We start from the raw sequence: 25,979 nt of genomic DNA, 5'->3' as shown, positions 1-25,979 counted from the left end.
GAGGAAAATCATGCAGGCAACCCCGACCTTTCGCCCCTGGTACATGCACCGCTGGCCCTGGCTGCTGATGCTCGGCCCTGCACTGGTGATCGTGGCCGGCTCGTTCACGATCTGGCTGGCGGTGACGCGCGAGGATGCCATGGTGGTGGGCGACTATTACAAGGAGGGCCGCGCCATCAACCAGGACTTGCGTCGCGACCGTGTGGCGACCTCGCTGGGCGTGGCGCTGCATCTCGCTTATGACGCCGCCTCGGGAAAACTGATCGGCAACGCAAAGACCGATGCCGGACCGCTGCAAGGCAAGCTGCAATTGCACCTGGCGCATCCGACCCGGCCTGAAAAAGATTTGCGTCTGCCGCTTGAAACCAACGCCCACGGCGACTTCAGCGTCAGTTTGCCGATGCTGGAGCTGGCACGCTGGCAGGTGCTGCTGGAGAACGACGCGCGCGACTGGCGCGTGGCCGGCGTCTGGCATTGGCCGCAGCAGAGGATGCTGGACCTGATCGCGGATCAGCCGGCGGCAAGTTGAGCAGCGGAATTCAAGAAGAGGAGATTGCCATGCAGCGCATCGTGCCGAATATCCTGTGGGCCTCGTTCCTGGCGGCGATTGCTGCGGAGGGCTGCTTCTTTGCCTGGTTCGACCCGGACGAGCTGTTCAATTTCGTCAGCCAGCGCGAGCGGCTGGCAGCGTATACGGCGGGATTCTTTTTCCTGTGGCTGTTTTGCGCGCTGTCGGGTGGATTGGCGTTCCTGCTTAACCTGCCGGGCCAGCGCGACTACCTGATCAGACCATCGGACAAGTCTCAGTCCCGGCGGCAAGAGCCTTGATGCGGACCGGGTCGAGCAGCTGGATCTCGCGCTTGTCGACGCCGAGCCAGCCGAGTTTGCGGAACTTGGAGACCAGCCGGCTGATGCTTTCGATGGTCAGGCCGAGGTAGTTGCCGATGTCTTCGCGAGACATGCGCAGCTGGAAGCTAGTGGAAGAATAGCCGCGCGCCGCATAGCGCGACGACAGGTTGATCAGGAAAGCGGCGAAGCGCTGTTCCGCGCGCATGTTGCCGAGCAGGAGCATGGCGTTCTGCTCGCGTGTGATTTCCTGGCTCATGATGCGGTGGAAATGGCGCAGCAGCATCGGGATCACGCCGAATAATTCTTCCAGTCGCTGGAACGGAATTTCGCACACCTCGCTGTCTTCCAGCGCGGCGACGTCGCAATGATGCTTGTCGGTGCTGATGGCGTCCATGCCCATCAGTTCGCCGGCCATCTGGAAGCCGGTGATCTGCTGTTCGCCGCCGGCATTGAGCTGGTAAGTCTTGAAATGCCCGAGCCGGATTGCATACAGGTTCTTGAACGGGTCGTCCATGCGATACAGGCTCTCGCCGCGCGCCACCCGGCGACGCCGGCCGATGATCTGGTCGAGCCGGTTCATGTCGGAGTCATCCAGTCCCATCGGCAGGCACAGCTGGTGCATGCTGCAATTGACGCAACTGGTCTTCATCGCGTGGAGGGGCGGCGGCAGGGGCCGCTGGATCTGTTGAAGCTCGCTCATGGCTGTGGACGTGTGGACGCCTGTCGTTGTTTTGCCCAATATAGCGCAGGGCAAAGCCCGGAAGACAGCGTACGGCGGGGTTTCTGGACACTCCTTGATCTGGATCAAGCGGGACGTGGTTAATCGGTGTGCCCGGACGTCCCGATGAGCATGCTGCTTGCATCAATACAATAATTCAATAATAATTGAATTATTGTATTGATAGGAGTCTCCATGGACAACAAGACCGCCATCATCGCGCTGGCAGCGCTCGCTCAGGAGTCGCGCCTCGCCGCGTTCCGCCTGTTGGTTCAGGTAGGCCCGGAAGGCATGGCCGCCAGCAAGATCGCCGAGCAACTTGAAGTGGCGCCGTCAGCCTTGTCCTTCCACATGAAAGAGCTGTCGCACGCCGGCCTGGTCACCGCCCGCAGCGAAGGGCGCTTCGTCATCTATTCGGCGAATTTTGACAGGATGAACGGCTTGCTCGGCTTCCTCACCGAGAACTGCTGCGGCGGCAATGTGTGTTCGCCGGTACAGGAGTGCTGTCCCGTAGTGGAAGCAAAGTAGGCGGCGACGTCCGTTCACACATAGCCAAGAATAGCCAAGAAACAGAGACAACATGCTCATTGCTTTCTCCATCTTCCTGCTGACGCTGGTGTTCGTCATCTGGCAACCGCGCGGACTCGGCATAGGCTGGAGCGCTTGCGCCGGCGCCTTGGCGGCGTTGGCGTGCGGCGTGATTCAGTTATCCGATATTCCGGTGGTGTGGCACATCGTCTGGAATGCCACCGGCGCTTTCATCGCCATCATTGTCATCAGCCTGCTGCTGGACAAAGCCGGCTTGTTCGAATGGGCGGCGCTGCATGTCGCCCGCTGGGGCGGCGGCAGCGGCCGCAAATTGTTTGTCCTTCTTGTGCTGCTTGGCGCGGCGGTCTCGGCGCTGTTCGCGAACGACGGCGCGGCGCTTATCCTGACGCCGATTGTCGTCGCCATGTTGCTGGCGTTGAGGTTTTCGTCGCAAGCCACGCTGGCGTTCGTCATGGCGGCCGGCTTCATTGCCGACACCGCGAGCCTGCCGCTGGTGGTGTCGAATCTGGTGAATATCGTGTCAGCCGACTTTTTTAAAATCGGCTTTACGCAGTACGCCGCCGTCATGGTCCCGGTCAATGCTGTTTCGGTGATGGCGACGTTGCTGGTGCTTTATCTGTATTTCCGTCGCGACATCCCGGCCGGTTACGACCTCGGACAGCTGAAGAAGCCGGCGGAGGCCATCCGTGATCGCGCGACCTTCATCGCAGGCTGGTGGGTTCTCGGCCTGTTGCTGATCGGTTTTTTCTGGATCGAAGACCGGGGCGTGCCGATCAGCGTTATCGCGGCAGTCGGCGCGCTGATCCTGCTGGCTGTCGCAGCAAAAGGCCACAGGATCTCGACCCGGGAAGTGATCAAAGGCGCACCGTGGCAGATCGTCTTCTTCTCGCTGGGGATGTACCTGGTGGTCTACGGACTGCGCAATGCGGGGCTGACGGGATATCTCACGGGGCTGTTGAATGGCTTCGCGCAGCAGGGGGTGTGGGGCGCCGCCATCGGCACCGGCTTGTTGACCGCCTTGCTCTCGTCGATCATGAACAACATGCCGACGGTCCTGGTCGGCGCATTGTCGATCGACGCTGCGACCGCCCAAGGCGTCGTCAAGGAGGCCATGATTTACGCCAACGTCATCGGCAGCGATCTGGGGCCGAAGATCACGCCGATCGGCAGCCTGGCGACACTGTTGTGGCTGCACGTGCTTGCCGCCAAGGAAATCCGGATTTCGTGGGGCTACTATTTCCGCGTCGGCGCCATGCTGACGATTCCGGTGCTGCTGGTGACGCTGTCCGCACTGGCCTTGCGATTGAGCGTTTGAGCATGGATGCCGCAACTCGCAAGCCGATCTGGCTGATTCCATCGCTGGGGCTGACACAGATTGTCGGCTGGGGCTCGATGTTCTATGCATACGGTGTGCTCATGCAGCCCATGCAGATGGAACTGCAAACCTCCAAGCCCGTGATCGTGGGCGCCTATTCGCTGGCGCTCCTGATTTCGGGATTGCTCTCGACGCTGGCGGGAAGCATCATCGATCGCGTGGGCGGCCGCTTGTTGATGGGAGCCGGAACGGTATTGGCCGCATTGATGCTGGCGTTGCTCTCCACCGTGCATGACGTGACCAGTCTGTATCTGATCTGGGCGGGTATCGGCGTGGCGATGAGCGCCACCCTCTATCAACCGGCCTTCGCCGTCCTGACGCAGATTTTCGAAGGAGGCTTCCGGCGTGCCATCACGATGCTCACGCTCTTCGGCGGCTTCGCCAGCACCGTGGCATGGCCGTTGACGCAATGGCTCCTGGAACATTACGGATGGCGTGAAACCTGGATGATCTATGCAGTAGCCAATCTTGCTATTTGCTTGCCTATCCACGCCTTGCTGCCACGCGCGGCGAGTATCAAGGCGAAAGCCAAAGAGCGCGCGGCAGATGGCATCAGCCTCGCGGCGGTGCTGCGCGAGCCCGGCTTTTATCTCATCACCGCTGCGGTCACCTTGAATGCGCTGGTGTTTTCGGCAATGTCCTTGCACTTGATTTCCATCCTGCATGACCGGGGCATGCCGGCGTACTACGCGGCGGGTATCGGCGCCATGATCGGCCCGATGCAGGTACTGGGCCGTGTTCTGGAGACCACGCTCGGCAAGAAGGCGACCACCAGGCAGATCGGCCTGATCGCCATTTCCTTGTTGCCTGCGGCGCTGATGTTGTTGTTTGCACCGGCCACATGGCTGATCGTGTATGGGCTTTTCGCCGCCATGTACGGCATCGGCAACGGCGTGATGACCATCGTCCGCGGCACATTGCCGGCGGAGCTGTATGGTCGCGAAGCCTACGGTGCGATCAGCGGCGCGATGGCGACACCGGTGACCATCGCCTTCGCCGCGGGTCCTTCGGTTGCTGCGTTCCTGTACACGCTCGGCGGCGGCTACCCCGGCGCCATCATCGCGCTGGCCGGCATCGCCACGCTTGGCGCCGTGCTGTTCTTTTATGCCACGGCACGTCTTCTTTCCAAATCAATTCCTTCCCCTACCAGGACACCATCATGACGACAACGATTTATCACAATCCGGCGTGCGGCACTTCCCGCAACACGCTTGCCCTGATCCGCAACAGCGGCGAGGAGCCGACTGTTATCGAATACCTGCAGCATCCGCCGTCGCGCGAGGTCCTGATCCAATTGATCCGGGACGCAGGCCTCACCGTGCGTGACGCGATCCGCCAGAAGGGGACGCCTTACGCCGAACTCGGCCTCGACAATCCGCAACTGAGCGACGACCTGCTGCTCGATGCGATGCTGGCGCATCCGGTGCTGATCAACCGTCCCTTTGTGGTTACGTCAACAGGCGTGCGCCTGTGCCGTCCGTCGGAGCTGGTGCTGGACATCCTCCCCAATCCGCAGCAAGGTCCGTTCACCAAGGAAGATGGCGAGGTCGTCATCGATGCGGGGGGCCGCCGTGTTGTCGCTTCCTGATCTGCCGAACATTGATGCGACGCTGTTCCATGCGCCGCAGGCGAGGGACTTCGCTACGGTCGGTCGGGCCACGCATGCGCCGCGATTCCTGTTGTTGTATGGATCGCTGCGCGAGCGTTCCTACAGTCGCTTGCTGACCATGGAAGCGGCGCGCCTGCTGCAGGCGATGGGTGGCGAGACGAAGATTTTCGATCCTTCCGGTTTGCCGTTGCCGGACAGCGAACCGGAGACCCATCCCAAGGTGCAAGAGTTGCGCGAGCTGGCGCAATGGGCCGAAGGCATGGTGTGGTGCTCTCCGGAACGGCACGGCGCCATGACCGGCGTCATGAAAGCGCAGATCGACTGGATCCCGTTGTCATCCGGCGCGATCCGGCCGACGCAGGGCAAGACGCTGGCGGTGATGGAAGTCTCCGGCGGTTCGCAGTCGTTCAACGCCGTCAACCAGATGCGCATCCTGGGACGCTGGATGCGCATGCTGACCATTCCGAATCAATCGTCAGTGGCGAAAGCATTCCAGCAATTCGATGAGGCCGGAAGGATGCATCCTTCCGCGTACTACGATCGCGTGGTGGATGTGATGGAAGAATTGATGAAATTTACTTTGCTGACACGCGACGTCTCGCCAACGCTCGCAAATCGTTACAGCGAGCGGAGGGAGAGTGCGGACATGTTGAGCAAGCGGGTCAATCAGCGCGCCATCTGAAATTGCCGGCATAAAGTTCCTGGAGCATCGACCGTAAAGCAGCTAGCGGATGTCCTGATCCGGGATGTCCATTTGCCACTTCTTTGCTGTTACTTGTTGCCATGACAAACCTATCCGCAGTGAGCACCTCGACGCCGGTGACGACGACACGCAACGCCTCGGCTCCGAGCGCGGCGTCGAACCAGACTCCCGCGCAATCCTATACCTCCGTCACGCTGGGCGGCAGCAACGCAGCCTCGAGCGCGCAGCTGTACTCCATGTCCGGCACAGCGCCTTCGACGGACAAGACGCCGTCGTGGCTGAGCAAATCCAACGACGCCGTCAGCACCATGATGGCGGGGAATTTTTCTGCGTCGTCGCTGGGCGCCCGTTTCAAGGGACTCGGTGCGGCGCTGCTCAATCGCTTCGACAGCGACGCAGGCAATTTCTCGCAATCCGTGGTGGCGCTGCCGGCCGGCACGCCGAAGGGATCGGCGTTGGAAACCACGTTGCGGGCACAGACCAATGCCCAGACCGACAACAAGATTTCGCTGACCATCGTGACAACCTCGGGCGCGCAGGTCGACCTGACGCTGTCCAGCCAGGAAGACGGCCTGTCGGTGCAAGTACAGGTCAGCAAGGGCAAACTGACCGACGCCGAACGCGGCGCGCTGCAAAAACTGTCGGACGGATTCCAGACCGCGATCGACGGCATTGCGGCCAATCCACCGAGCCTGAAGCTGGATGGGCTGACACAGTTCGACACCAGCCTGTTGGCGTCGGTGGATTTGCATGGGAGCGTACAGGTCGGCGGCGATACCCAGACCATCGATTTCCATGCCGACAGCAAGCAGCGCACCGTGAGTGCCGCCGGACCTGCCGGTACGCTCAAGGTCAGCGTCGACCTGAGCAACCTGGCCATCGTCGGCACCGCCAAACAGCAGGGCGAGGCTATCAAACGCTATCTGAAGCAATTTGACGACGCCCAGAGCCGCGGCCACGGCGACGCCTCGCTGGTGGCGATGTTCAAGGATGCCTTCAAGGAAATGAACAGCAACGTCACCAACGCCGCACAGCAGGCGCGCGCGCAGTCGCCGGCGGCGATCTGGCTTAACAAGACCGATCAGAGCATGACGACCGGGCTGGCTGATTTCAGTGCGTCGATGACGCAGGAAGTGACCTCGCCGAACCCGGCGCGTCAAAATGAAAACGACACCTTCTCGTACCAGACTTCACAAAGCAGCAACGTCAGCGGCAATGGTCAACTCAACCGCGCCATCACGCAGCAGCAGGAATCGCATCTGAGCGCGAGCTACCATGAGTCGCTGCTGGCGGACGTGCCGCTCAGGCTGACCACTGACAAGAATTCACAGAACTACACGTACCACCAGATCAAGGACGACGCCAGCAGCAAGACCTCCATCGCCTACGACAAGGGCGTGCTGGTCAGGGCCACGTTGGAGCAATCGGCCAGCCAGTCGACGCGCGTGCAGAAGTACATGATGGGGGAACTGATCAGCGACAACACCACGCCGCAGAACGCCACGCTGTCGCGCGATTTCCTGAGCCTGCTCAAGCCGTTGCAGAAGAAAGAGGGCGCCACCAGTGCAGCCGATATCTCCAAACTGGATCAGGTGCTGGCGACCATCAATAATCTGGTCTACCTGCAGCCGGATCCGCTGGCGCTGCGTAACGTGCGCTAGTCCGCGTCTGCGGCGATACGTTGCAGAAAGGTGATGGCCGCCTGTTCCAGTTGGGCGATACCAGGCTGCTCGATGGGGAAGTGGCCGCAATTGTCGAGCATGACCAGCTCCTTGCGGCCCTTGATGAGATCGAAGAACGGCCGGCTTGAAGCGACGGCAGTCCACTGATCGGCCGCAGGATGCGCCAGCAGCACGGGACAGGCGTCAAAATGTTCCGGTTCGACATCCGGTCGCACCGTAAAAATCGACGCCATGAATCCAACCGGCACGCGCGCGCCGCCACCGCAAGGATCGGCCGCCACCAGTCGGGCCAGCGTCTGGTCGTTGGACATGGCGTGCATCTTCGTGAACCATTTGACCGGTAACCGGAGTCGTCCCGCCAGTGCGGCGAACACCGGCATCAGCGGCATCAATCCATGGCGCACCAGCGCATTGCGCGCGAACTGTTCTCTCGTCAATTCCAGACGCGGATCGGCCAGCGTCGTGGCGATGACTCCCGCAATCGCGCCGCGCGGCATTTTTGCCGCACACAAATACGCCAGATAACCGCCAAGGCTGCCGCCGAACAACACGATGCGGCGAGCGCTGCGTTGCCGCTCGGTCGCGGCAAGGTCGGCCAGCAGATCAACCCAGGCGTCGTAGCGGATCAGATCGGCAGGCGCGTCGCTCAGTCCATAGCCGGGCAGGTCGGGCGCAATCACTTCATAGCCGGCTTTGTGCAGCAACAGTGCCAGCGGCGCGAACAGGCGGCCGTAACCGCCGCCGCCGTGCGCCAGGATCACGGTCAACGGCGCGTCGTCGCGGCGATATCGATCCAGGTGGATGTCGGCGTCGCGCCAGTGCAGCCATTCTTCGTCAGGAGCATTGCCGGCGTCGACGCGGGCGTGCAGAGGGAAAAAGCGCTGGTACTGCTGCCAGTAAGTGATCGTGCGATAGCTCTGTTTCTGCATGCGCGAATCAATCAAAATCAATGCCGATCAGCGGGAAGCAGCCAGCGCGTCGCGCACCGCCGCCAGCCACAAGCCCACGGCATGGGCGCCCGGATCGGCGAAGCCCAGCGCACGATCGCCGAGATAACTGGAGCGGCCGCGCCTGGGCGTCATCGATGCGGTTTGTGCCGCTCCCTGGACCGCGGCTTCCACGGCGGCATTGATCGCTGCTTCCTCATTCTTGCCACCATCGAGCGCGGCTTGCAGCGCCTGTGCGGCGGGGTGTAGCGCATCAATCATGGTGCGGTCGCCGGGATGCGCGCCGCCCAGTTCCGATACGCCTTCCACTGCCGCGCTGAAGGCGGCGCTCCAAGCGCGTGCATCGTGTGTTTTTACGCTGTCGAGCGTTGCCGCGGCGCGCATCAGCAGGATGGCGTAGAGCGGGCCGGAAGTGCCGCCGACCACGCGGCGGATAGTCGCCGACATGGCGCGCAGCACTGCGGCCGGATCGGTTTCTGCGGGCCATTCGTCGATCTCGTCACGGATGCCTTGTGCCGCACGCGCCATGCTGATGCCGAGGTCGCCGTCGCCGACGCGCTGGTCCATGTCGGTCAGTACGGCTTCGGCGCCGGTCAGGCAAGCGCAGACTGCTTCAATGACCCGACGCAGGCGTGCATCTGCCGACATACGGTCGCTGCGTTTGGCATGGGGTGCCGCCGGAGCCGGTTTCACCGGTGTTTTTGCCAGGTGTCCGCCCAGCGTCGGCCAGGCGCTGGTGAGCGCGGGGGCGTCCAGCAGGCTGAGGAGCTGGTCGTCCACGCGCACGACGGTCAGCGATATGCCGGCCATGTCGAGTGCGCTGAGGAAGGTGCCGGCCCAGGCGCGTTCGACTTCGACGCCGCGTGCACGGAGGTCGCGCAAGGCGGCATCGGCGACGATGTCGAGCTCGCTGGCGGGCGTGCCGCCGAGGTTGTTGACCAGCAGCGCAACACGGTCGCCGCGCTGGAGCTTGAGGTCGCCGGCGATCTGTTGCAGCAGGCGCGCCACGATGGCGTCGGCCGGCACCAGCGCGCCGCGTTCGATGCCGGGTTCGCCGTGGATGCCCAGGCCCCATTCGATTTCATTGTCGGCCAGCGTGAAGCCGGGCTTGCCGGCAGCGGGCACGGTGCATGGCGTCAGCGCCACGCCCATGGTGGCGAGCGCGGCGATGACGTCGCGCGCGACCTGGGCCACTGCGGCCAGCGGCGCGCCTTGGACGGCAGCGGCGCCGGCGATCTTGTGGACCAGCACCGTGCCGGCCAGGCCGCGCCGTCCGGCATGCTGGCCGTGGGCGGAGAGGGCGACGTCGTCGGCCACGATCACCATCTCGACCGGGATGCCTTCGGCGCGCGCGATCTCGGCGGCGAGGCCGAAGTTGAGACGGTCGCCGGTGTAGTTCTTGACGATCAGCAGCACGCCCGCCGGACCGGCGACCGCGCGGATGGCGTCGAGCACGGCATCGGTCGAGGGAGAGGTGAAGACTTCGCCGGACACGGCGGCGCTGAGCATGCCGGCGCCGACGTAGCCGCCATGCGCCGGTTCATGGCCGGCGCCGCCGCCCGAGATCAGGGCGACTTCGCCGCGCGCCGCCGCCTGCGCCGCATCGGCGCGCACCACGATGGTCTTGCCTTGCAACAGCGCCAGATGGGGATTGAGCGCGACCAGGCCGTTGAGCATGTCGGGCACTACTTGCGAAACGTCGTTGATGAGCTTTTTCATGAGTCTCCAGTCAGTGAAAGTGGGGCGGCTGTTCTTGTTTTTGCTCGCCTTGGGGATGCAGGGATTCTATGCGATTCGGGACAATCGTTTCAGTGCGCCTCCGCGACAGCCTGTTTTGCCTGGCGCCGATAGAGTCCGGGGCTGACGCCGGTGCGGCGCTTGAAGGCCTTGTTGAAGGCGGCCTCGGATTCGTAGCCGACGACCGTGGCGATCGCCGCCAGCGCCTGCTCCGAGTGTCGCAGCAAGCCTTGGGCGCGGAACATGCGCCAGTGAGCGAGGTAGTCCAGCGGGGGCCGCCCGACCTTGTCGCGGAAGCGCTGGGCGAACGCCGAGCGCGACATCCCGGCGGCCACTGCCAGCGACTCGACCGTCCAGCCGGCGGCAAGGTCGCGGTGCACCAGCCGCAGCGTGGCGCCGATCTTGTGGTCCGCCAGTGCTACCAGCCAGCCGGTGGCGCCGTCCGTCGCCAGTGATTTCACATGGGCGCGCACCGCCTGCGCGAACAGGATGTCGGCCAGGCGGCTGACGATCAGCCCGGAACCGAGGCCCGGTTGCGTGGTTTCCAGCGCCAGCAACTGCAGCGAGGACTGCAGCATGCGCGTACGTGCATCGTCCATGCGGACATGCAACAGCGGCGGCAATAGTTCGAACAGCGGTTTTGCGCCGTGCGGATCGACGTGGAACCAGCCGCTGAGCACGATTGCCTTTTCTGCCTGGTCTCTGCCGCCGATCACGACCACGCCGTCCACGCTGTTGCGCACGGCGTCGACGCAATTGACGGTGGGCGAGCCGATTTCGTCCTGCAGCGTGTAGGCGGCGCCGTGCGGGATGAAGAAGTAGTCGCCTTGCTCCAGTTGCACAGGCTCCGCGCCATCCATGCTCAGCCAGGCGCGGCCGTGCAGCATCAGGCCGAAGCGGGTGGTGCCGTCAATGCGGCGCGTATGCAGGCCCCACGGCGCGGTTGCCTCGAGGCGGGCGTGCTGGGCTTGTTCGACGCGCATGGCGGCGAAGACTTCATCAAGCGGATCCATGGCGGCAATGATTTGGACGAACGGACAATAAATATACCCTGTCAGGCATGGTTCGTCTTGATGCTGCCCTTTAGGATGGCGCATCGATCAAGAGGCTGGAAGTTCTCCGGTCTCGTCGGCATACCTTTTTCAGGACATCAAGATGACGCTTCAGGCACAAGAACTGGCGGACCGTTACGCGGCCGCATGGAATCAACCCGACACCACCGCACGCGCCGCCGAGATCCGCGCCTTGTGGGCGGAAGACGGCGAACATTACGTCAAGGAGCGCGAGGTGCGCGGCTACGAAGAGCTGTATCTGCGCGTGGCCGGTTCGTACGAAAAGAACGTGCTGGGCAACGGTTTCCGTTTCCGCGCCGTACGTGATGCCCAGCGGCTGCGCGACGTGGTGACCTTCCATTGGGAAATGATCCGGCCGCAGACCGGCGAGGTGCTGGCTACGGGGCTGGAGGTACTGCGGCTGGATGCCGACGGGAAAATTCTGGTCGATTACCAGTTCATCGTCGGTTGAGCGCAAACGCTCAACCCAGCCGCTCCAGCACGAAGTCCACGAAACTGCGCACCTTGGCGCTGGGCCGGTTTTCCGGCCGGCGCACGATGTGCAGCGCCCGGGTCGGCAATTGCCAGTCGGGCAGCAAGGCCGTCAGCCGGCCGGCGGCGATGTGTTCTTCCAGCAGGGTATCGGTCTGAACCAGTACGCCCATGCCGGCCAGCGCCGCCGCCAGCAGCGCCTGGCCGTTGTTGCTGGCGAAGCTACCTTGCACCGGCACGTGGACAGTCGCGGCGTCGCGGCTGAAGCGCCATGCGTGGCCGGGCTCCAGCGCGCCGAAGATCAGGCAGTCGTGACCAGCGAGATCGTCCGGATGCCCCGGCGCACCGCGGCGCGCCAGGTAGGCCGGACTGGCGGCGATCAGCATTTGCGCCGGTCGCAGCGGCCGCGCGATCAGGCCGTCATCGAACAGCGGGCCGGAACGCACCGCGACGTCGACGGCTTCCTCGGCGAGGTCAACCACGCGGTTGTTGAGCGCCAGATCGATGTGTACCTGCGGATGGATGGCGGCATATTCGCCGATCACCGGCATCAGTCGCTGCAAGCCATACGAAACCGGAGCGCTCACGCGCAGCACCCCCTGCGGTACGGCGCGCAAGGTCTCCGCCACGCGGTCGGCATTGTCCACACTGGCCAGTACATCGCGGCATAACTCCAGATAGCGCGTACCGATTTCGGTCAGGGCCTGTTTGCGGGTGGTGCGCTCCAGCAAGCTCGCCCCCAGTTGCTGCTCAAGCGTTCGCACGTGTTTGCCGACCATGACCGCCGAAATATCGAGTAGCTGCGCCGCAGCGGCAAAGCTCTCTGCCGTCGCCGCCGCCACGAATACTTCCATGCTGCGTAGTTTATCGCTCATCTTAATCGCCCATTTTGTGCTCTTCTCCGCAGTATTCCGAATTATAAGTTCTGAATGATCGAATAATTATGCCATTTATCGGTTTGTGGCTTCTATTGATAATGGCCCCAAGACGATCCCGCCGCCATCCGGCAGGCGGGAAGTTCGTCGGTTTTTCGACAGGAGAGCAAGCATGGCTGCCTATGCAATCGGCGCGCTGACAGTGCGCAATACGGACTGGCAAAAGGAATATGGTGAAAAGATGGCGCTGCTGATCAGGAAGTACGACGGCAAGGTCATCGCCAAATCGGCGCCGCAGGTGCTGGAAGCGGTGAATCCCACGCCCGATGCGGTGGTGGTGATCGAGTTTGCCTCGGCTGAGCAGGTGCAAGCCTGGTACGACGATCCGGATCATGCGCTGCTGAAGCAGCTTCGTCGCAGCGGTAGCGACATCGACTTGTTGCTGGTCAAAGGCCTGTAACACAGGCGACGCCCATAAAAAAACCGAAGCCGCAGCTTCGGTTTTTCATTTCAGCATGTCAGCGTTGCAGACCAGGATCAGGTCGGCGCCGCAAAACGCACTGCCTGGCGAGCCAGCAGGCGCCATTGGCCGCCGGTCTTCTTCCAGACCATCAGGATCTTCAGCGACACGTTGCCCGGCTTGCCGGAGTCGTTGGTCGCTGCCGTCAGCGTGTGACGGACCACGGCGACGTTTTCCTGGACGTTGACGGTTTGCGCCGTCAGGTCGATCTTGACGAAGGTCGATTCGCCGCTGACCAGTTGGCCGATGAATTCAGCCTTGGTCTGCACCACGCCGTTGGAGTGGCCGTAGCTCAGCTGCTCTTCGGTCAGCGCATCCAGTGCGCCGCGGTCGATCTGCGACGTCATTGCCACGCGCAGCTTTTCAACCGCTGTCGCCACTGCCTGTTCATCGGCGCTTGGGGCAGCCGCTGCGCCCTGAGCGATCACCATCGAGCACACCATGGCGCTGGCCAGATACATCCATTTCCTGAACATCTTGTCTCCTTGAGTAGTTGTGGTTGGGTAAGACTGATCATGGTTTGTTGTTCTGTCATTGCGGACCCAGCTTGGCGATCAGCGCGCCGAGTGCTTCACATTCGGCGGCGTTGAGGTCGGTCAGCGGTGCGCGCACCGGACCTGCGTCGTGGCCGACCAGGCGGGCGCCGGCCTTGACGATGCTGACCGCATAGCCTTGCATGCGATTGCGGATTTCCAGGTAGGGCATGAAGAATTCGCGCAGCAGGTGATGCTGGGTGGCGAGGTCGTCTGCGGCGACGGCGTGGTAGAACTCCATCGCGGTTTTCGGGATGAAGTTGAACACCGCCGACGAGTACACCGGGGTGCCCAGCGCCTTGTAGGCGGCGGCGTAGACTTCGGCCGTCGGCAGGCCGCCGAGATAGGCGAAGCGGTCGCCCATCTTCATGTAGATCGAGGACATCAGTTCGATGTCGCCGATGCCGTCCTTGAAACCGACCAGATTCGGGCAACGCTCAGCCAGGCGCACCAGCGTGGCGGGTGTCAGGCGGCATTGGCCGCGGTTGTAGACGATGACGCCGAACTTGACGCTCTTGCAGACCGCTTCCACGTGTGCCGCCAGGCCGTCCTGACCAGCTTCGGTGAGGTAGTGGGGCAGCAGCAGGACGCCGTGGGCGCCGGCTTTCTCAGCCGCCTGGGCGCATTCGATGGCGTAGCGGGTCGGGCCGCCGGCGCCGGCGATGATCGGCACCTTGCCGCGGCAGGTGTCGACGGCGGTCTTGATGATGGTCGGGTATTCGTGGCCGGTCAGCGAGAAGAACTCGCCGGTGCCGCCGGCGGCGAACAGCGCGCTGGCGCCGTAGGGAGCCAGCCATTCCAGCCGTTCGGCGTAGCCGCGCGCATTGAAGTCGCCGTTGGCGTCAAAGTCGGTCAGGGGAAACGAAAGCAGGCCGGAGCCCATGATGGTTTTAAGTTCTTGTGGCGTCATGATGGCGTGAAGTTGGCTGAAGAAGTGTCTCGGAAGGCGTTGTTATTGATGCATTGCTATTATTTGTTATCAGTCATCATACAATGTGAATTCTGAATTTGCCAATGGCTACTTGCAACTATTTTTAAGAACCGTGGGCAGGAGTGGAGGGAGGCGGGAGGCGTTGTGCATCGCGGGGAGGCGGTCTGAGATCACGCAATTATTTATTCGATATTACTTTAAATATACAATCCAATTCATTGTATTTAAATGGAAATTATTATTTTTAACGAGTTAATGTAATCTCTGAGGAGTTAGCATTCTTTAACGATGTTCTTGGCAATCTTCTGCTGCATTGCGAAACGAATTATTTTTTGAATTTTCAACGACTTCGTTTGACAAGGAAACGAGGCGAAGTCGATAATCCTTGCTCGCGTTATAAGACAACGTATCACGCGGCGCAGCATTTCCTCATGTTGGAACAACGCGCCGCCACAGACTGATCAATTGGAAATACAGACATGGCCGACCAAGCATCACGGGCAGCAGAAGACAAGAATCAACCCAAACTCGGCCGCCTGTTGCTGACCGGCGCCGCCGGCGGCCTCGGCAAGGTGCTGCGCCCGCGGTTGGCGGCGTTTGCCGACGTGCTTCGGGTATCCGACCTGAGTGCCGCCCTGGGCAACGAGGCCGCACCGCATGAAGAAGTGGTGGCCTGCAACCTGGCCGATCGCGCCGCGATGGATGCGTTGATTGCCGGCTGCGACGCTATCGTCCACCTGGGCGGCGTATCGGTCGAGCGTCCGTTTGAAGAAATCCTGGAAGCCAATATCAAGGGAGTGTTCCACGTCTATGAAGCGGCGCGTCGCCATGGCGTCAAGCGCGTGGTGTTCGCCAGCTCCAACCATGTCACCGGCTTCTATCGCCAGGATGAACGCATCGATGTGCGCGACCTGCGTCGTCCGGATGGTTATTACGGCCTGTCGAAGTCCTATGGCGAAGACATGGCGCAATTCAATTACGACCGCTACGGCATCGAGACCGTCAGCATCCGTATCGGCTGGTCGTTCCCGGAACCCAAGGATCGCCGCTCGCTGGCCAGCTGGCTGAGCTACGACGACCTGACCGAACTGATGCGCTGCTGTCTGTTTACGCCGGACGTCGGCCACACCGTCGTATATGGGATGTCGGATAATCCATCGACCTGGTGGGACAACCGCTACGCCGCGCATCTTGGTTTCAAGGCGCGTGACACGTCCGACATCTACCGCGCCAAGATCGAGGCGCAGCCGCTGCCGCCGGCCGATGACCCGGTGCGTGTCTATCAGGGCGGCATCTTCACGGTCACCGGTCCGTTCGAGCCGAAGTAACAGATATCGGGATTGTGGCAAGGTAAGGCGAAAACGCAAAAAAAGTTATCGCGCCCGGCTCCACATTCTTGATTGTATGTTATCGTACATCTATGTTATCTTTGCTGCCGCCTGAAGTCTGATACTGCGAAATACAGTGAACGCCACAGCAAAAACCGGGCGCCAGAACAGGCTGCAACAAGAGATAACGACAGTAGCAATGGCAGTAGCAATAACAAGCAGCACAGGCTGGTAACAATACAGCCGCCTTGTCCGGCAAGCCGGCAGAGACAGCGCAACGCGCCGGCGTTGGACAAGGTGAAGGGAGACGGTAGTAGTGACGGTGAGCGACAGTAAGCAAAAACAATAACGCACACACCGCAGGCTGCAACGCTGTCGCAGAGGAGGTAGTACCGACCTCGCTGATGACGCCGCAAGCTCAGGGAAAATCGATTAGTTTCGTTCCACGGTGGATCGCCTTGTTGTCGGTCGGCTCCTCGTGTCCTCCACTGTCATTACATCGCCCGGTAAAAGTAGAGCTCCACGTATAAAGGGCATCATCGGCATGGGTTTTTCACTTAATTTCGCTCCTCTGGCGCCATACTGGCCGGTCTTCCTGACCGGCGCATGGTTGACGCTGAAGATGACGACGGTCGCCATTGTGGTCGGCGTCTCGATCGGTACGCTGATCGCCTTCCTCAAGCGCGGCAGCAATCCTTATATCGCCAAAGCCTGTTCCGCCTATATCGAGGCGGTCCGCAATACGCCTTTCCTGGTGCAGATTTTCTTGCTGTACTTCGGCCTGGCCAGCCTCGGCATCCACATGCCGACGTTTGCCGCCGCCGTGCTGGCGATGATCATCAACATCGCCGCCTACGCCGCCGAAATCATTCGCGCCGGCCTGGAATCCGTGCCCAAGGGCCAGATCGAAGCGGCCGAATGCCTCGGCCTCTCGCGCTGGCGCATCGCGTGGCACGTCATGCTGCAACCGTCGATCGAGCGCGTCTATCCGGCGCTGACCAGCCAATTCCTGTTGATGATGCAAGCCTCGGCCATGGCCTCGCAGATCTCGGCCGAAGAACTGACCGCGATCGCCAACACCGTGCAATCCGATACCTTCCGCTCGCTGGAAACCTATATCGTCGTCGCCTTCATGTACCTGGCGCTGTCGATCCTGGTCAAGCTGCTGGCCTGGGGCTTCGGCGAATACCTGTTCAAGCGCCGCCGCATCATCCGCCGCGCCGCGCTGGAAGCATCTCGTCGCCGTCCGCCTCCAATCCCGCCGTTCCAGCCGGCCGCCGCTGTCGCTACTGCTGCCACAGCGACAGCAACCAACACTACCAACGGGAGCGCATCATGATCGGCAGTTTCTCCTGGGGACATTTCTTCTATCTGGTGCAGTCGATCTGGTGGACGCTGGTGCTGTCCGGCCTCGCTTTCATCCTCGGCAGCATCGGCGGGTTCGGCGTGATGCTGGCGCGTATTTCGCCGCGCCGCTGGCTGTGGATGCCGACACTGGTGTACATCGAGTGCATCCAGGGCATTCCGCTGCTGATCCTGCTGTTCATCGTGTACTTCGGCCTGTCGGTGTACGGCTTCGCCTTGCCGGCTTTGGTGGCGGCGGGTCTGGCGATGATGGTGTACACCAGCGCCTACCTGGGCGACATCTGGCGCGGTTGCGTCGAAGCCATGCCGCGTCCTCAATGGGAAGCCGCCGAGTGCCTGTCGCTGACGCGCTGGCAGACGCTGCGCCTGGTGATCATTCCGCAGGCCTTCCGCCTGTCGCTGCCGCCGACCGTGGGCTTCCTCGTGCAGGTCATCAAGATGACTTCGCTGGCGTCCGTGATCGGCTTTATCGAACTGACCCGTGCCGGTCAGATCATCAACAACTCAATTTTTCAGCCTTTCCTGATTTTCAGTCTGGTAGGGGCGTTCTATTTTGTACTGTGTTACCCGCTCTCGCGCTGGAGTGAATCGATGGAGAACAAGCTCAATGTCAGCAATCGTTAAACTAGATCAGATTTACAAGAGCTTCGGCTCCAACCAGGTACTGAAGGGCGTTTCCTTCGAGGTGCAAAAGGGCGAGATGATCGCCATCATCGGCGCCAGCGGCTCCGGCAAGAGCACCGCGCTGCGCTGTATCGACCGCCTCGAGAAGATCGATTCCGGCACCATCGAAGTCTGCGGCATGCGTGTCGACGATCCGGCCATCGACCTGCACAAGCTGCGCCAGGAAGTCGGCATCGTGTTCCAGAGCTACAACCTGTTCCCGCATCTGACCGTGCAGGAAAATATCATGTTGGCCCTGCGCCACGTCAAGCAGCAGCCCAAGGCGCAGGCTTTGACCGTATCCATGGCCGCGCTGGAGCAGGTCGGCCTGGGCAACAAGGCCGATGCCTATCCCGAGCAACTGTCGGGCGGTCAGCAGCAACGCGTGGCGATCGCCCGCTCGCTGGCAATGTCGCCGAAGGTCATGCTGTTCGACGAAGTCACCTCGGCGCTCGATCCGCAACTGACCGGCGAAGTGCTGCGCGTGATGGAAGACCTCGCCGCCGGCGGCATGACCATGCTGCTGGTGACGCATGAAATGGCCTTCGCCAAGCGCGTGGCCGACCGCATCATCTACATGCACCAGGGCACCGTATGGGAAGTCGGCCCGGGCGAGATGCTGGACCACCCCAAGACACCGGAATTGCATGCCTTCCTGAACAACGGCCTGTAATCCAAAAGTAGTCATTCCAAGCTATACGTTTTTCATTGCAACACAATCAAACCAAGGAGACCTGCATGAAACTGAATCACATCTTCGCCCGTACCTGCATCGCTGCACTGCTGACCGCGGGCCTGGCCCACGTCGCCATGGCCGATCAGCTCGACGACATCAAGAAGGCCGGCAAGGTCCGCGTGGCGATCGCCATGGGCACGCCGCTGTTCAGCTTCGCCGACGCCAACCTGCAACCAGCCGGATCCGACGTCGAAACCGCCGAGCAATTCGCCAAGGACCTGGGCGTCAAGCTGGAAATCGTGCCGGTCACCAACGCCGCGCGCATCCCGACACTGCAAGCCAATCGCGCCGACGTCGTCATCGCCGACTTGTCGATCACGCCTGAGCGCGCCAAGGTGGTGGACTTCTCCGTGCCTTACGCCGTCATCACCATCATCGTCGGCGGTCCGAAGAACATCCAGATCAAGGATTACAACGACCTCAACGGCAAGCGTATCGGTCTGACCCGCGCCACCGTCAACGACACGCTGACCACAGCACAAGCCAAGGGCGCCGAAATCGTGCGCTATGAAGACGACGCCACGCTGATCACCTCGATGGTGACCGGCCAAGTCGAAATCTTCTCCAGCACACCGTCCAACCTGGGTGAAATGATCAAGCGCGCACCAGGCAAGAACCTGGAACTGAAATTCGCGCAAAAGGACTTCGATCTGGGCATCGCCTTCAACCAGAACCAGCCGCGCCTGAAGGAATGGATCAACAACTGGGTCCTGACCAACCACCGCAACGGCAAGCTGGACGCGATCTACGTGAAGTTCCACGGTCGTCATCTGCCGGCAGCTGTCGCCAAGCAATAAGCATTTGTAATCAGGTTATAAGCGATAAAAACAGCCGTACTTCATTGTCTCCGCCTTGGCGGGATGAACTGAAAGCCGCTCTTCGGAGCGGCTTTTTTATTGGCGGGCAAGGATTTTGATCAGGATTGCGGCAACCGCCGTGCGCCCTTGAAGCGACTCTTCCAGTAAGGCTCGTTGAGTCGCGACTGGTAAATCACGCCATGCTTGCGCGAGGCATGCACGAAGTTTTCGCCGCCGACATAGATGCCGACGTGCGCGATGCCGCCCTGTGTATTGCGGAAGAACACCAGGTCGCCCGGTTGCAGCGCGCCGGCGTCGATGTGTGCGCCGACTTCGCTGATTTCTCGCGCGGTGCGGGGCAAGTCGCCGCCGCCGGCGTCCTTGTACAGCAGCGCGATGAAGGCGCTGCAGTCGAGGCCGCTATCGGGATCGGTGCCGCCGAACTTGTAGCGAATGCCGCTGGTCAGGCTGGTGACGGCGCGGGCGACGAAGCGTTCCGAGGATGGCGGGGTCTCGGCCGCGCAAGCGGCTGCGTTGATGAAACACAGCACCGGCAACAGCCATCGGCGTGAAAAAATCGGCATGAATGAGCTCCCCGGCGCAGTCCGGGAGGACGCGACCTGATGAAAGATGGACAAGTGGAAGGCGCACGCGCGCCGGACGACGAGAAAAGGCCAAGCGAAAGATGAATCGGGCCTAAGCAAACAACTGGAGGCAGTGTAGGCGGAGGGTGTCCGGCAAACTATAAGAAAACTCTCAAAAGCCGCTGGGAGAAGACTGAAAAAGGTAAAACCACACAAAGAAAGCCGCCCCTGAAGGACGGCTTCTTGCTTATCCCCGCATGGGATAGAACCTAAGAATAAAACCTAAGAACGTCGAACAGGCAGCGCAGGACTGCGCCTAGGTGTTCCTATGGCTTTGGCGGCCGGATGCGGCATGTTGCTCGCTGGAGCCGCCGCGTGTGCCGGAATCAGAAGCTGAGTTCGAAGCTGAACTGCCGGAATTCGACCCGCTGGCATTCTTGTGGCTTTGCTGACCGGCATGCATCTGTTGGTCATGCGAAGCGCTGCGTGGAGAGGGTTGTTGCTGGTGCCCGTTGTTCTTGTGACTTTGCTCGCCCGCCCGGGCGTGCTGATCATGGTTACCGCCGCGATTCTGGTTGGATTGTGTAGTCATCATGTTTCCTTTTTCAAAAATGTAAAGGCTCATTGAAGCTGTCACCGCCCGGCGTCAGGAAAGCCAAAAACGACGCCGAACGATCATCCCCGGAAGACGCCACGCAAGGAGGAGGGGCCTGCGCCGCGCCGATGTCCGGGAATGAGCAACCATGGTAGGCCGTCAGTGCGGCCATGCCTATGTGGCATCCTCCGATTCGGGCGTGGGACGATGTTGTCGGACCTGACAGAGAGACTCCGTAGTGGCCGACGACGATCGCGGCGAATTCAGGGCACAGCAGGCGCATTGAAAAGGGCATCGTCCCACAACGCAATCAGCGTGCGCCTACTGTGGCGGGATTTACGGAAGGCTATGATCAGGTGTCGCCAACTCCATCCGACGCCATGTTCCCACAAGACCTGATTGTCGATCGTCTGCAACATTCCGCCTTTCGCCGCCGCTTCGTACTGAAAGCGCCCGAATATCGCTACCTGCAGGAGCACGGTCTGGAAGAAGTGCTGCAGCATGCCGAGAGTTTCATCGCCACGCGGCTGGCGCCCGCACATCCCGACAAGGACGGCAAGCAGACGCCGTTTCGCGGTCACCCGGTATTCGTGGCGCAGCACGCGACCGCGACCTGCTGTCGTTCCTGCCTGGAAAAATGGCACGGTATCGGTATGGGATCTGCATTGACGACGCTGCAGACGCAACACGTCATCGACATGCTGGCGCGCTGGTTGCAAGATCAGAAAGCGCCGGTGGAAACGCTCCGCGCTCCGCGTAAAAAATCCGAAAAAATCCTGCCACGCACCGACATGAGCAACAGTCGGCAGGGAGTGCTGTTCTGACGCGAAGTGGTAGTCGCAGCAGCAGGCCGCAGGAAGGTTACCCCTCTCTTGCTATCGTCTTACATGATCTTCAACAAGTCTGACATTCGAACAAGGCGTCCGCTTATGTTCGCCGCTGCACTTTGCCACTAGGCTCGTCTCTGGTTGGCGTAGTGGCGCGTCTCACGATGTGCATGCGCTGTTCTTTGAGTGCATACATAACGAGGTCTCATCATGGCAGGCAGAAAACCCATTAATACTAAAGACAGCAATACAGGCAACAGCGGCAGCCAGGTCAATCAGGCAGCAGGATCGGTGCTAGGCACCATGTCAGGCGCGGCGGTCGTCGGTTCAGGCAGCGGCAAGAAGATGTTGCCGGCCGACTTGTTGAAAAAGATCGTTGACGGCGCCGACCTGGCCGCCGCCATCACGCACAATGCTTCCAAGCCGGACGAATTCCTGCGTCCGGGCAATGACACGCCGCATATCCCCGACGCCGGCACCATCGCCGAACCCGCTTCGCCGCAAGCCACAGCCGGCACCATCAGCGAAGCCATCGTTTCGGACAAGACCGGTGGCGCGGCCGCGCCAGGCGACAACGCAGTCGGCGGTAATCTCGACCGCGTACGCGTCGACTCCGGCGGCCAGGCACTGACCACCAACCAGGGCGTCGCCATCGCCGACAACCAGAACTCCCTGAAAGCGGGCGTGCGCGGACCGACCGCACTGGAAGATTTCATCCTGCGTGAAAAAATCACCCATTTCGACCATGAGCGCATTCCCGAACGCGTGGTGCATGCGCGCGGTTCAGGCGCACATGGTTATTTCGAATGCTACAAGGACCTCAGCGCATTGACCCGCGCCGCGCCGTTCTCCGGCGACGGCAAACGCACCCCGGTGTTCGTGCGCTTTTCGACGGTGGCCGGCGGCGCCGGTTCGGCCGATACCGTGCGCGACGTGCGCGGCTTCGCCGTCAAGTTCTACACCGACGAAGGCAACTGGGACCTGGTCGGCAACAACATCCCGGTGTTCTTCATCCAGGATGCGATGAAGTTTCCCGACCTGGTTCATGCGCTCAAACCTGAGCCGCATTTCGGCATGCCGCAGGCCTCCAGCGCGCACGATACGTTCTGGGATTTCGTCTCACTGATGCCGGAATCGACCCACATGCTGCTGTGGCAAATGTCGGACCGCGCCATCCCGCGCAGCTATCGCATGATGCAAGGCTTCGGCGTGCATACCTTCCGTCTGGTCAATGCCGCCGGCGAATCGGTGTTCTGCAAATTCCATTGGACGCCGCTGGCCGGCACGCATGCGCTGGCCTGGGATGAGGCGGTCAAGATCGGCGGCGCCGATCCCGACTTCCATCGCCGCGACCTGTGGGAAGCGATTGAATCCGGCCATGCGCCGGAGTGGGAACTGAGCCTGCAGGTGTTTTCGGAAGAGCAGGCCGAGGGTTTCGACTTCGACGTGCTCGATCCGACCAAACTGGTGCCGGAAGAACTGGTGCCACTGACCCCGGTGGGCAAGATGGTGCTCAACCGCAATCCCGACAACTTCTTCGCCGAGACCGAGCAGATCGCTTTTTGCACGGCACACATCGTGCCGGGCATCGACTTCAGCAACGACCCCTTACTGCAAGGGCGCATCCACTCCTATATCGATACCCAGATCAGCCGGCTCGGCGGCGTCAACTTCCATGAGCTGCCGATCAATGCGCCGCTGGCGCCGGTGCACAACAACCAGCGCGACGGCATGCATCGCCAGGCGGTGCATCGTGGTCGCGTGTCGTATGAGCCGAATTCCCTGGGCGGCGGCTGTCCGTTCCAGGCCGGTGCGGCCGGCTTCACCAGTTTCCTTCAGCCGGTGGAGGGCGACAAGGTGCGCGCCAAGCCGGAAAAATTCGCCGAACACTATGCCCAGGCCAAGCTGTTCTGGAGCAGCCAGTCCGCTGCCGAACAGCGCCATATCATCAAGGCTTTCCGCTTCGAACTGACACGCGTGCAAACGCCGGCGATCCGCCAGCGGGTGGTGTCGTTGCTGGCCAACGTCGACGATCTGCTGGCGGAGAGCGTGGCCGAAGGCCTTGGCTTCGCGGTGCCCGATCCTGCGCCGGACGTGGGTCCGGTGGTGAAACCTGCATATGCGCCATCGCCGGCCTTGTCGCTGACTGCGTATCCGGGCGACGGCAGTATCCGCACGCGCCGTATCGCCATCCTGGCGGCGGACGGCGTCGACGTTGACGCGCTATCCAAAATCTACGACGTACTGTTAAAGGAAGGCGCCGTGCCAAGGGTACTGGCGCCGAAGCTCGGCACCGTTAAAGGTGTCAGTGGCGGCAGTAGTAAAGACGGCAGCAGCTGGCAGGCCGACATCACCATCGACGCCGCGCCGTCGGCGCTATATGACGCGCTGATCATTGCGCCGGGTCACGCCTCCACCACCAGCCTGTGTGAAAACGGCCTGGCGATCGAGTTCGTCAAGGACCAGTATCGCCATTGCAAACCGATCCTGGTCATCGACAGCGGCGCCGATCTGCTTGATCGCGCCGGATTGCCGGCGGTGCTGCCGACCGGCGACGCCGATTTTTCGCTGATCAACGTGGCCGTCGGTCAGCTCAACGAAGGGCTGGCGCAGTTCATCCAGGCCGTCGGCGGTCCGCGTGAACTGGATCGGGAAACTGATCCGCCGGTGGTCTGATGAATACATCGGCCAAAGACAACGTCGACGGTATCCGCCGTTTTCTCGCGGCATTGCCGGAGCGGCCTGACGCCGGCCAATTGCTGTGCGAGATGGTGGATGCCGGGCTGGATCGTCTCAGCCTGCCGGGTTCGGGCCAGACACTGCAACGCTGGCGCGCGTTGGCCGCCGTGGCGTCGTACGACCTGAGCCTGGTGAAATTGTACGAGGCTCACGTTGACGCCCTGGCCATCCTTGCCGAAGCCGGCGCCGACATCGCGCCGCCGCTCAGCGTCTGGGGCGTGTGGTGCGCCGAACCGCCTAAGGCCCGGCTCGACATCCATGCAGCTTCTGCGGAAGACCCGGGCCGCGTCGCCGTGGACGGCGTCAAGGCCTGGTGCTCCGGCGCCAATGTCCTCAGCCATGCCATCGTCAGCGGCTGGAATGCCGACGGCCATCCTTGTCTGGCGGCGGTCGATCTTGATCAACCCGGCGTGACGGTCACGGACGAAGGCTGGCATGCGGTCGGCATGGCCGATACCACAAGCGTCAACGTCCATTTCGACAACGCGCGCGGCATTGCCGTCGGCGGCGCCGACTTCTACACCGACCGGCCGGGATTCTGGCAGGGCGGCGCCGGCATCGCAGCGTGCTGGCACGGCGCGGCGGCACAACTGGCAAGTTACCTGCGCCACCAGTTGATGGGGCGCGACGATCCTCACGCGCTGGCGCATCTCGGTCGCGCCGACGTAGCGTTGAGCGCCTCGGCCGCAGGACTGCGTGCGGCGGCGCAAGCCTTCGACGACGCACCGGCGGCCGATGGCTACCGGCTGGCCATGCGGGTGCGGCTGGCGACCGAGCAGGCCGCACTCGAAGTCATGACAGCGCTCGGACGCGCGCTCGGCGCTGCACCGCTATGCCGTGACCCCTGGGTCGCACGCATGATGGCGGACTTGCCGGTGTTCCTGCGCCAGAGTCACGCTGAACGCGATCTGGCGGCGCTGGCGCAATCGACGCTGCAACAAGCTGAAAACGCGGAATCAGAAAATGCAGGAGAGGAAGAATGGCGACTCTGACTGAAGAAACCCCCACTGCGGAAAACCCCGACATGACCGACCATCCCGCCACCGACGAAGTGCGTTGGCGCGACGACCCGCAACTGGCCAAGGTGCCGCAAGTCCATCCGGAAACGCTGGTCTCGCCTGATTCGCGCGCCGTCATCGTGGCGCCGCATCCCGACGACGAAGTGCTCGGCTGCGCCGGTTTGCTGATGCACCTGGCGCGCAGCGGGCATGAGATTTTGCTGATCGCGGTCTCCGACGGCGAGCGCAGCCACAGCAGCGAATCGGCGCTCAGCAGCGACTTGCTGTCGCATGTGCGCCCGGCCGAGACCAGCGAGGCCTTGCGTGCACTCGGCATCGCCAACATCACCATCATGCGCGCCCAGCTCCCCGACAGCAGGGTGGGCGAACATCAGCGAAAACTGCAGGACTTGCTCGGCGCCTATTTGCAGCGCGGCGATACCGTGTTCGCCAGTTGGCACCGCGACGGCCATCCGGACCATGAAGCGGTGGGCCTGGCCAGTCGTGACGCCGCGCGCGCCATCGGTTGCCGCCTGATCGAAATCCCGATCTGGATGTGGCACTGGCGCACTCCCGAACATCACGAGATCCCCTGGCAGCGAGCACGCAAGTTGGCGCTCGACCCGGACATGCAGGCCCGCAAAAAGGCGGCGCTGGAGTGCTATCGCAGCCAGCTGGAACCCGATCATTCGACCGGCAACGCCGCCATCCTGCCGCCCGAGGTGCTGGCGCATTTTCATCGAGACTTCGAGATTTATTTCGTCTGAACGGACAC

At 61.9% G+C, this 25,979-nt stretch carries 28 protein-coding genes; 19 read left to right on the top strand and 9 right to left on the bottom strand.

All coding sequences use genetic code 11. The features are described from left to right. The first annotated feature begins 10 nt into the window (after positions 1–10). Positions 11–529, top strand: a complete 519-nt coding sequence (locus E4P32_RS06550; RefSeq protein ID WP_116432712.1) for a FixH family protein — start codon at positions 11–13, stop codon at positions 527–529. 29 nt (positions 530–558) lie between these two features. Further along, complete coding sequence (locus E4P32_RS06545; RefSeq protein ID WP_135008711.1) at positions 559–828, top strand: hypothetical protein; 270 nt, start codon at positions 559–561, stop codon at positions 826–828. Here E4P32_RS06545 and fnr read toward each other — a convergent pair. Next, the gene (fnr, locus tag E4P32_RS06540; protein WP_167735652.1) at positions 785–1,549 is read right to left on the bottom strand and encodes a fumarate/nitrate reduction transcriptional regulator Fnr; all 765 of its coding nucleotides are present in this window, start codon (positions 1,547–1,549) and stop codon (positions 785–787) included. The genes E4P32_RS06545 and fnr overlap by 44 nt on opposite strands. A 213-nt stretch (positions 1,550–1,762) precedes the next feature. Between fnr and E4P32_RS06535 the strand changes: the two genes are divergently transcribed. The 6 genes from E4P32_RS06535 (at position 1,763) to E4P32_RS06510 (ending at position 7,464) form a co-directional block, all read left to right on the top strand. Further along, entirely contained in the window at positions 1,763–2,095 is a 333-nt protein-coding gene (locus E4P32_RS06535) for a metalloregulator ArsR/SmtB family transcription factor (protein WP_116432715.1), read from the top strand. Between the two features lie 52 nt (positions 2,096–2,147). Continuing rightward, positions 2,148–3,431 (top strand): arsenic transporter, encoded by a 1,284-nt coding sequence (locus E4P32_RS06530; RefSeq protein WP_116432716.1) that lies wholly within the window; start codon positions 2,148–2,150, stop codon positions 3,429–3,431. A gap of 2 nt (positions 3,432–3,433) precedes the next feature. Next, positions 3,434–4,654 (top strand): MFS transporter, encoded by a 1,221-nt coding sequence (locus tag E4P32_RS06525; protein WP_116432717.1) that lies wholly within the window; start codon positions 3,434–3,436, stop codon positions 4,652–4,654. Then, positions 4,651–5,079: an arsenate reductase (glutaredoxin) gene (arsC, locus tag E4P32_RS06520; RefSeq protein ID WP_116432718.1), complete on the top strand. Its 429-nt coding sequence runs from the start codon at positions 4,651–4,653 to the stop codon at positions 5,077–5,079. The genes E4P32_RS06525 and arsC overlap by 4 nt, the downstream gene beginning before the upstream one ends. Then, positions 5,048–5,782: an arsenical resistance protein ArsH gene (gene arsH, locus E4P32_RS06515; RefSeq protein WP_135008710.1), complete on the top strand. Its 735-nt coding sequence runs from the start codon at positions 5,048–5,050 to the stop codon at positions 5,780–5,782. Before arsC ends, arsH begins: the two co-directional genes overlap by 32 nt. Positions 5,783–5,883: 101 nt before the next feature. Beyond that, positions 5,884–7,464, top strand: a complete 1,581-nt coding sequence (locus E4P32_RS06510) for a hypothetical protein (protein WP_233526537.1) — start codon at positions 5,884–5,886, stop codon at positions 7,462–7,464. Here E4P32_RS06510 and E4P32_RS06505 read toward each other — a convergent pair. The 3 genes from E4P32_RS06505 to E4P32_RS06495 form a co-directional block, all read right to left on the bottom strand. After that, positions 7,461–8,414 (bottom strand): alpha/beta hydrolase, encoded by a 954-nt coding sequence (locus E4P32_RS06505; RefSeq protein WP_116433865.1) that lies wholly within the window; start codon positions 8,412–8,414, stop codon positions 7,461–7,463. The two genes, E4P32_RS06510 and E4P32_RS06505, sit on opposite strands and share 4 nt — an antisense overlap. A gap of 27 nt (positions 8,415–8,441) precedes the next feature. Beyond that, entirely contained in the window at positions 8,442–10,151 is a 1,710-nt protein-coding gene (gene dhaK, locus E4P32_RS06500) for a dihydroxyacetone kinase subunit DhaK (RefSeq protein WP_116432719.1), read from the bottom strand. 89 nt (positions 10,152–10,240) lie between these two features. Next, complete coding sequence (locus tag E4P32_RS06495; protein ID WP_116432720.1) at positions 10,241–11,182, bottom strand: AraC family transcriptional regulator; 942 nt, start codon at positions 11,180–11,182, stop codon at positions 10,241–10,243. A 142-nt stretch (positions 11,183–11,324) separates the two neighbouring features. Here E4P32_RS06495 and E4P32_RS06490 point away from each other — a divergent pair, with 142 nt between their 5' ends. Further along, a complete protein-coding gene (locus E4P32_RS06490) occupies positions 11,325–11,693 on the top strand; it encodes a nuclear transport factor 2 family protein (protein WP_116432721.1) in 369 nt (122 codons plus the stop codon). A 10-nt stretch (positions 11,694–11,703) separates the two neighbouring features. Here E4P32_RS06490 and E4P32_RS06485 read toward each other — a convergent pair whose 3' ends face one another. Continuing rightward, a complete protein-coding gene (locus E4P32_RS06485; protein ID WP_116432722.1) occupies positions 11,704–12,588 on the bottom strand; it encodes a LysR substrate-binding domain-containing protein in 885 nt (294 codons plus the stop codon). 172 nt (positions 12,589–12,760) lie between these two features. Between E4P32_RS06485 and E4P32_RS06480 the strand changes: the two genes are divergently transcribed. After that, on the top strand, positions 12,761–13,048 hold the full coding sequence (locus E4P32_RS06480) for a DUF1330 domain-containing protein (protein WP_116432723.1): 288 nt from the start codon (positions 12,761–12,763) through the stop codon (positions 13,046–13,048). Positions 13,049–13,125: 77 nt separating this feature from the next. Here the strand turns inward: E4P32_RS06480 and E4P32_RS06475 are convergent, their stop codons facing one another. Continuing rightward, positions 13,126–13,584: a nuclear transport factor 2 family protein gene (locus E4P32_RS06475; protein WP_116432724.1), complete on the bottom strand. Its 459-nt coding sequence runs from the start codon at positions 13,582–13,584 to the stop codon at positions 13,126–13,128. Positions 13,585–13,639: 55 nt separating this feature from the next. Next, a complete protein-coding gene (gene kdgD / locus E4P32_RS06470; protein WP_116432725.1) occupies positions 13,640–14,551 on the bottom strand; it encodes a 5-dehydro-4-deoxyglucarate dehydratase in 912 nt (303 codons plus the stop codon). 500 nt (positions 14,552–15,051) lie between these two features. Between kdgD and E4P32_RS06465 the strand changes: the two genes are divergently transcribed. The 5 genes from E4P32_RS06465 (at position 15,052) to E4P32_RS06445 (ending at position 19,461) form a co-directional block, all read left to right on the top strand. Then, positions 15,052–15,900, top strand: a complete 849-nt coding sequence (locus E4P32_RS06465; protein WP_116432726.1) for an NAD(P)-dependent oxidoreductase — start codon at positions 15,052–15,054, stop codon at positions 15,898–15,900. A 544-nt stretch (positions 15,901–16,444) separates the two neighbouring features. Next, entirely contained in the window at positions 16,445–17,239 is a 795-nt protein-coding gene (locus tag E4P32_RS06460) for an amino acid ABC transporter permease (protein WP_116432727.1), read from the top strand. Next, a complete protein-coding gene (locus tag E4P32_RS06455) occupies positions 17,236–17,889 on the top strand; it encodes an amino acid ABC transporter permease (protein WP_116432728.1) in 654 nt (217 codons plus the stop codon). Before E4P32_RS06460 ends, E4P32_RS06455 begins: the two co-directional genes overlap by 4 nt. Continuing rightward, complete coding sequence (locus E4P32_RS06450) at positions 17,873–18,601, top strand: amino acid ABC transporter ATP-binding protein (protein WP_116432729.1); 729 nt, start codon at positions 17,873–17,875, stop codon at positions 18,599–18,601. Before E4P32_RS06455 ends, E4P32_RS06450 begins: the two co-directional genes overlap by 17 nt. A 65-nt stretch (positions 18,602–18,666) precedes the next feature. After that, complete coding sequence (locus tag E4P32_RS06445; protein WP_116432730.1) at positions 18,667–19,461, top strand: transporter substrate-binding domain-containing protein; 795 nt, start codon at positions 18,667–18,669, stop codon at positions 19,459–19,461. A 119-nt stretch (positions 19,462–19,580) separates the two neighbouring features. On the opposite strand, the gene E4P32_RS06440 is transcribed toward E4P32_RS06445, so the two are convergent. Together E4P32_RS06440 and E4P32_RS06435 are read right to left on the bottom strand one after the other, a co-directional pair. Then, a complete protein-coding gene (locus E4P32_RS06440; RefSeq protein WP_116432731.1) occupies positions 19,581–20,045 on the bottom strand; it encodes an NlpC/P60 family protein in 465 nt (154 codons plus the stop codon). A 316-nt stretch (positions 20,046–20,361) separates the two neighbouring features. Beyond that, on the bottom strand, positions 20,362–20,637 hold the full coding sequence (locus E4P32_RS06435) for a hypothetical protein (protein ID WP_233526538.1): 276 nt from the start codon (positions 20,635–20,637) through the stop codon (positions 20,362–20,364). A gap of 359 nt (positions 20,638–20,996) precedes the next feature. On the opposite strand from E4P32_RS06435, the gene E4P32_RS06430 reads away from it, so the two are divergent. From E4P32_RS06430 to E4P32_RS06415, 4 genes are all read left to right on the top strand, one after another. Then, the gene (locus E4P32_RS06430; protein ID WP_233526539.1) at positions 20,997–21,464 is read left to right on the top strand and encodes a DUF4186 domain-containing protein; all 468 of its coding nucleotides are present in this window, start codon (positions 20,997–20,999) and stop codon (positions 21,462–21,464) included. 213 nt (positions 21,465–21,677) lie between these two features. Beyond that, positions 21,678–24,143, top strand: a complete 2,466-nt coding sequence (locus E4P32_RS06425) for a catalase (protein ID WP_280649366.1) — start codon at positions 21,678–21,680, stop codon at positions 24,141–24,143. After that, positions 24,143–25,198: an acyl-CoA dehydrogenase gene (locus E4P32_RS06420; protein ID WP_116432735.1), complete on the top strand. Its 1,056-nt coding sequence runs from the start codon at positions 24,143–24,145 to the stop codon at positions 25,196–25,198. The genes E4P32_RS06425 and E4P32_RS06420 overlap by 1 nt, the downstream gene beginning before the upstream one ends. Beyond that, positions 25,186–25,971: a PIG-L family deacetylase gene (locus E4P32_RS06415; protein WP_116432736.1), complete on the top strand. Its 786-nt coding sequence runs from the start codon at positions 25,186–25,188 to the stop codon at positions 25,969–25,971. Before E4P32_RS06420 ends, E4P32_RS06415 begins: the two co-directional genes overlap by 13 nt. Positions 25,972–25,979 lie beyond the last annotated feature (8 nt).

Origin of the sequence: Herbaspirillum sp. 3R11 (assembly GCF_004563925.1) — a bacterium.
GTDB lineage: Bacteria > Pseudomonadota > Gammaproteobacteria > Burkholderiales > Burkholderiaceae_D > Herbaspirillum.
Note: the sequence above shows the minus strand (reverse complement) of the source record. Positions and strands in the feature narration are given on the sequence as shown.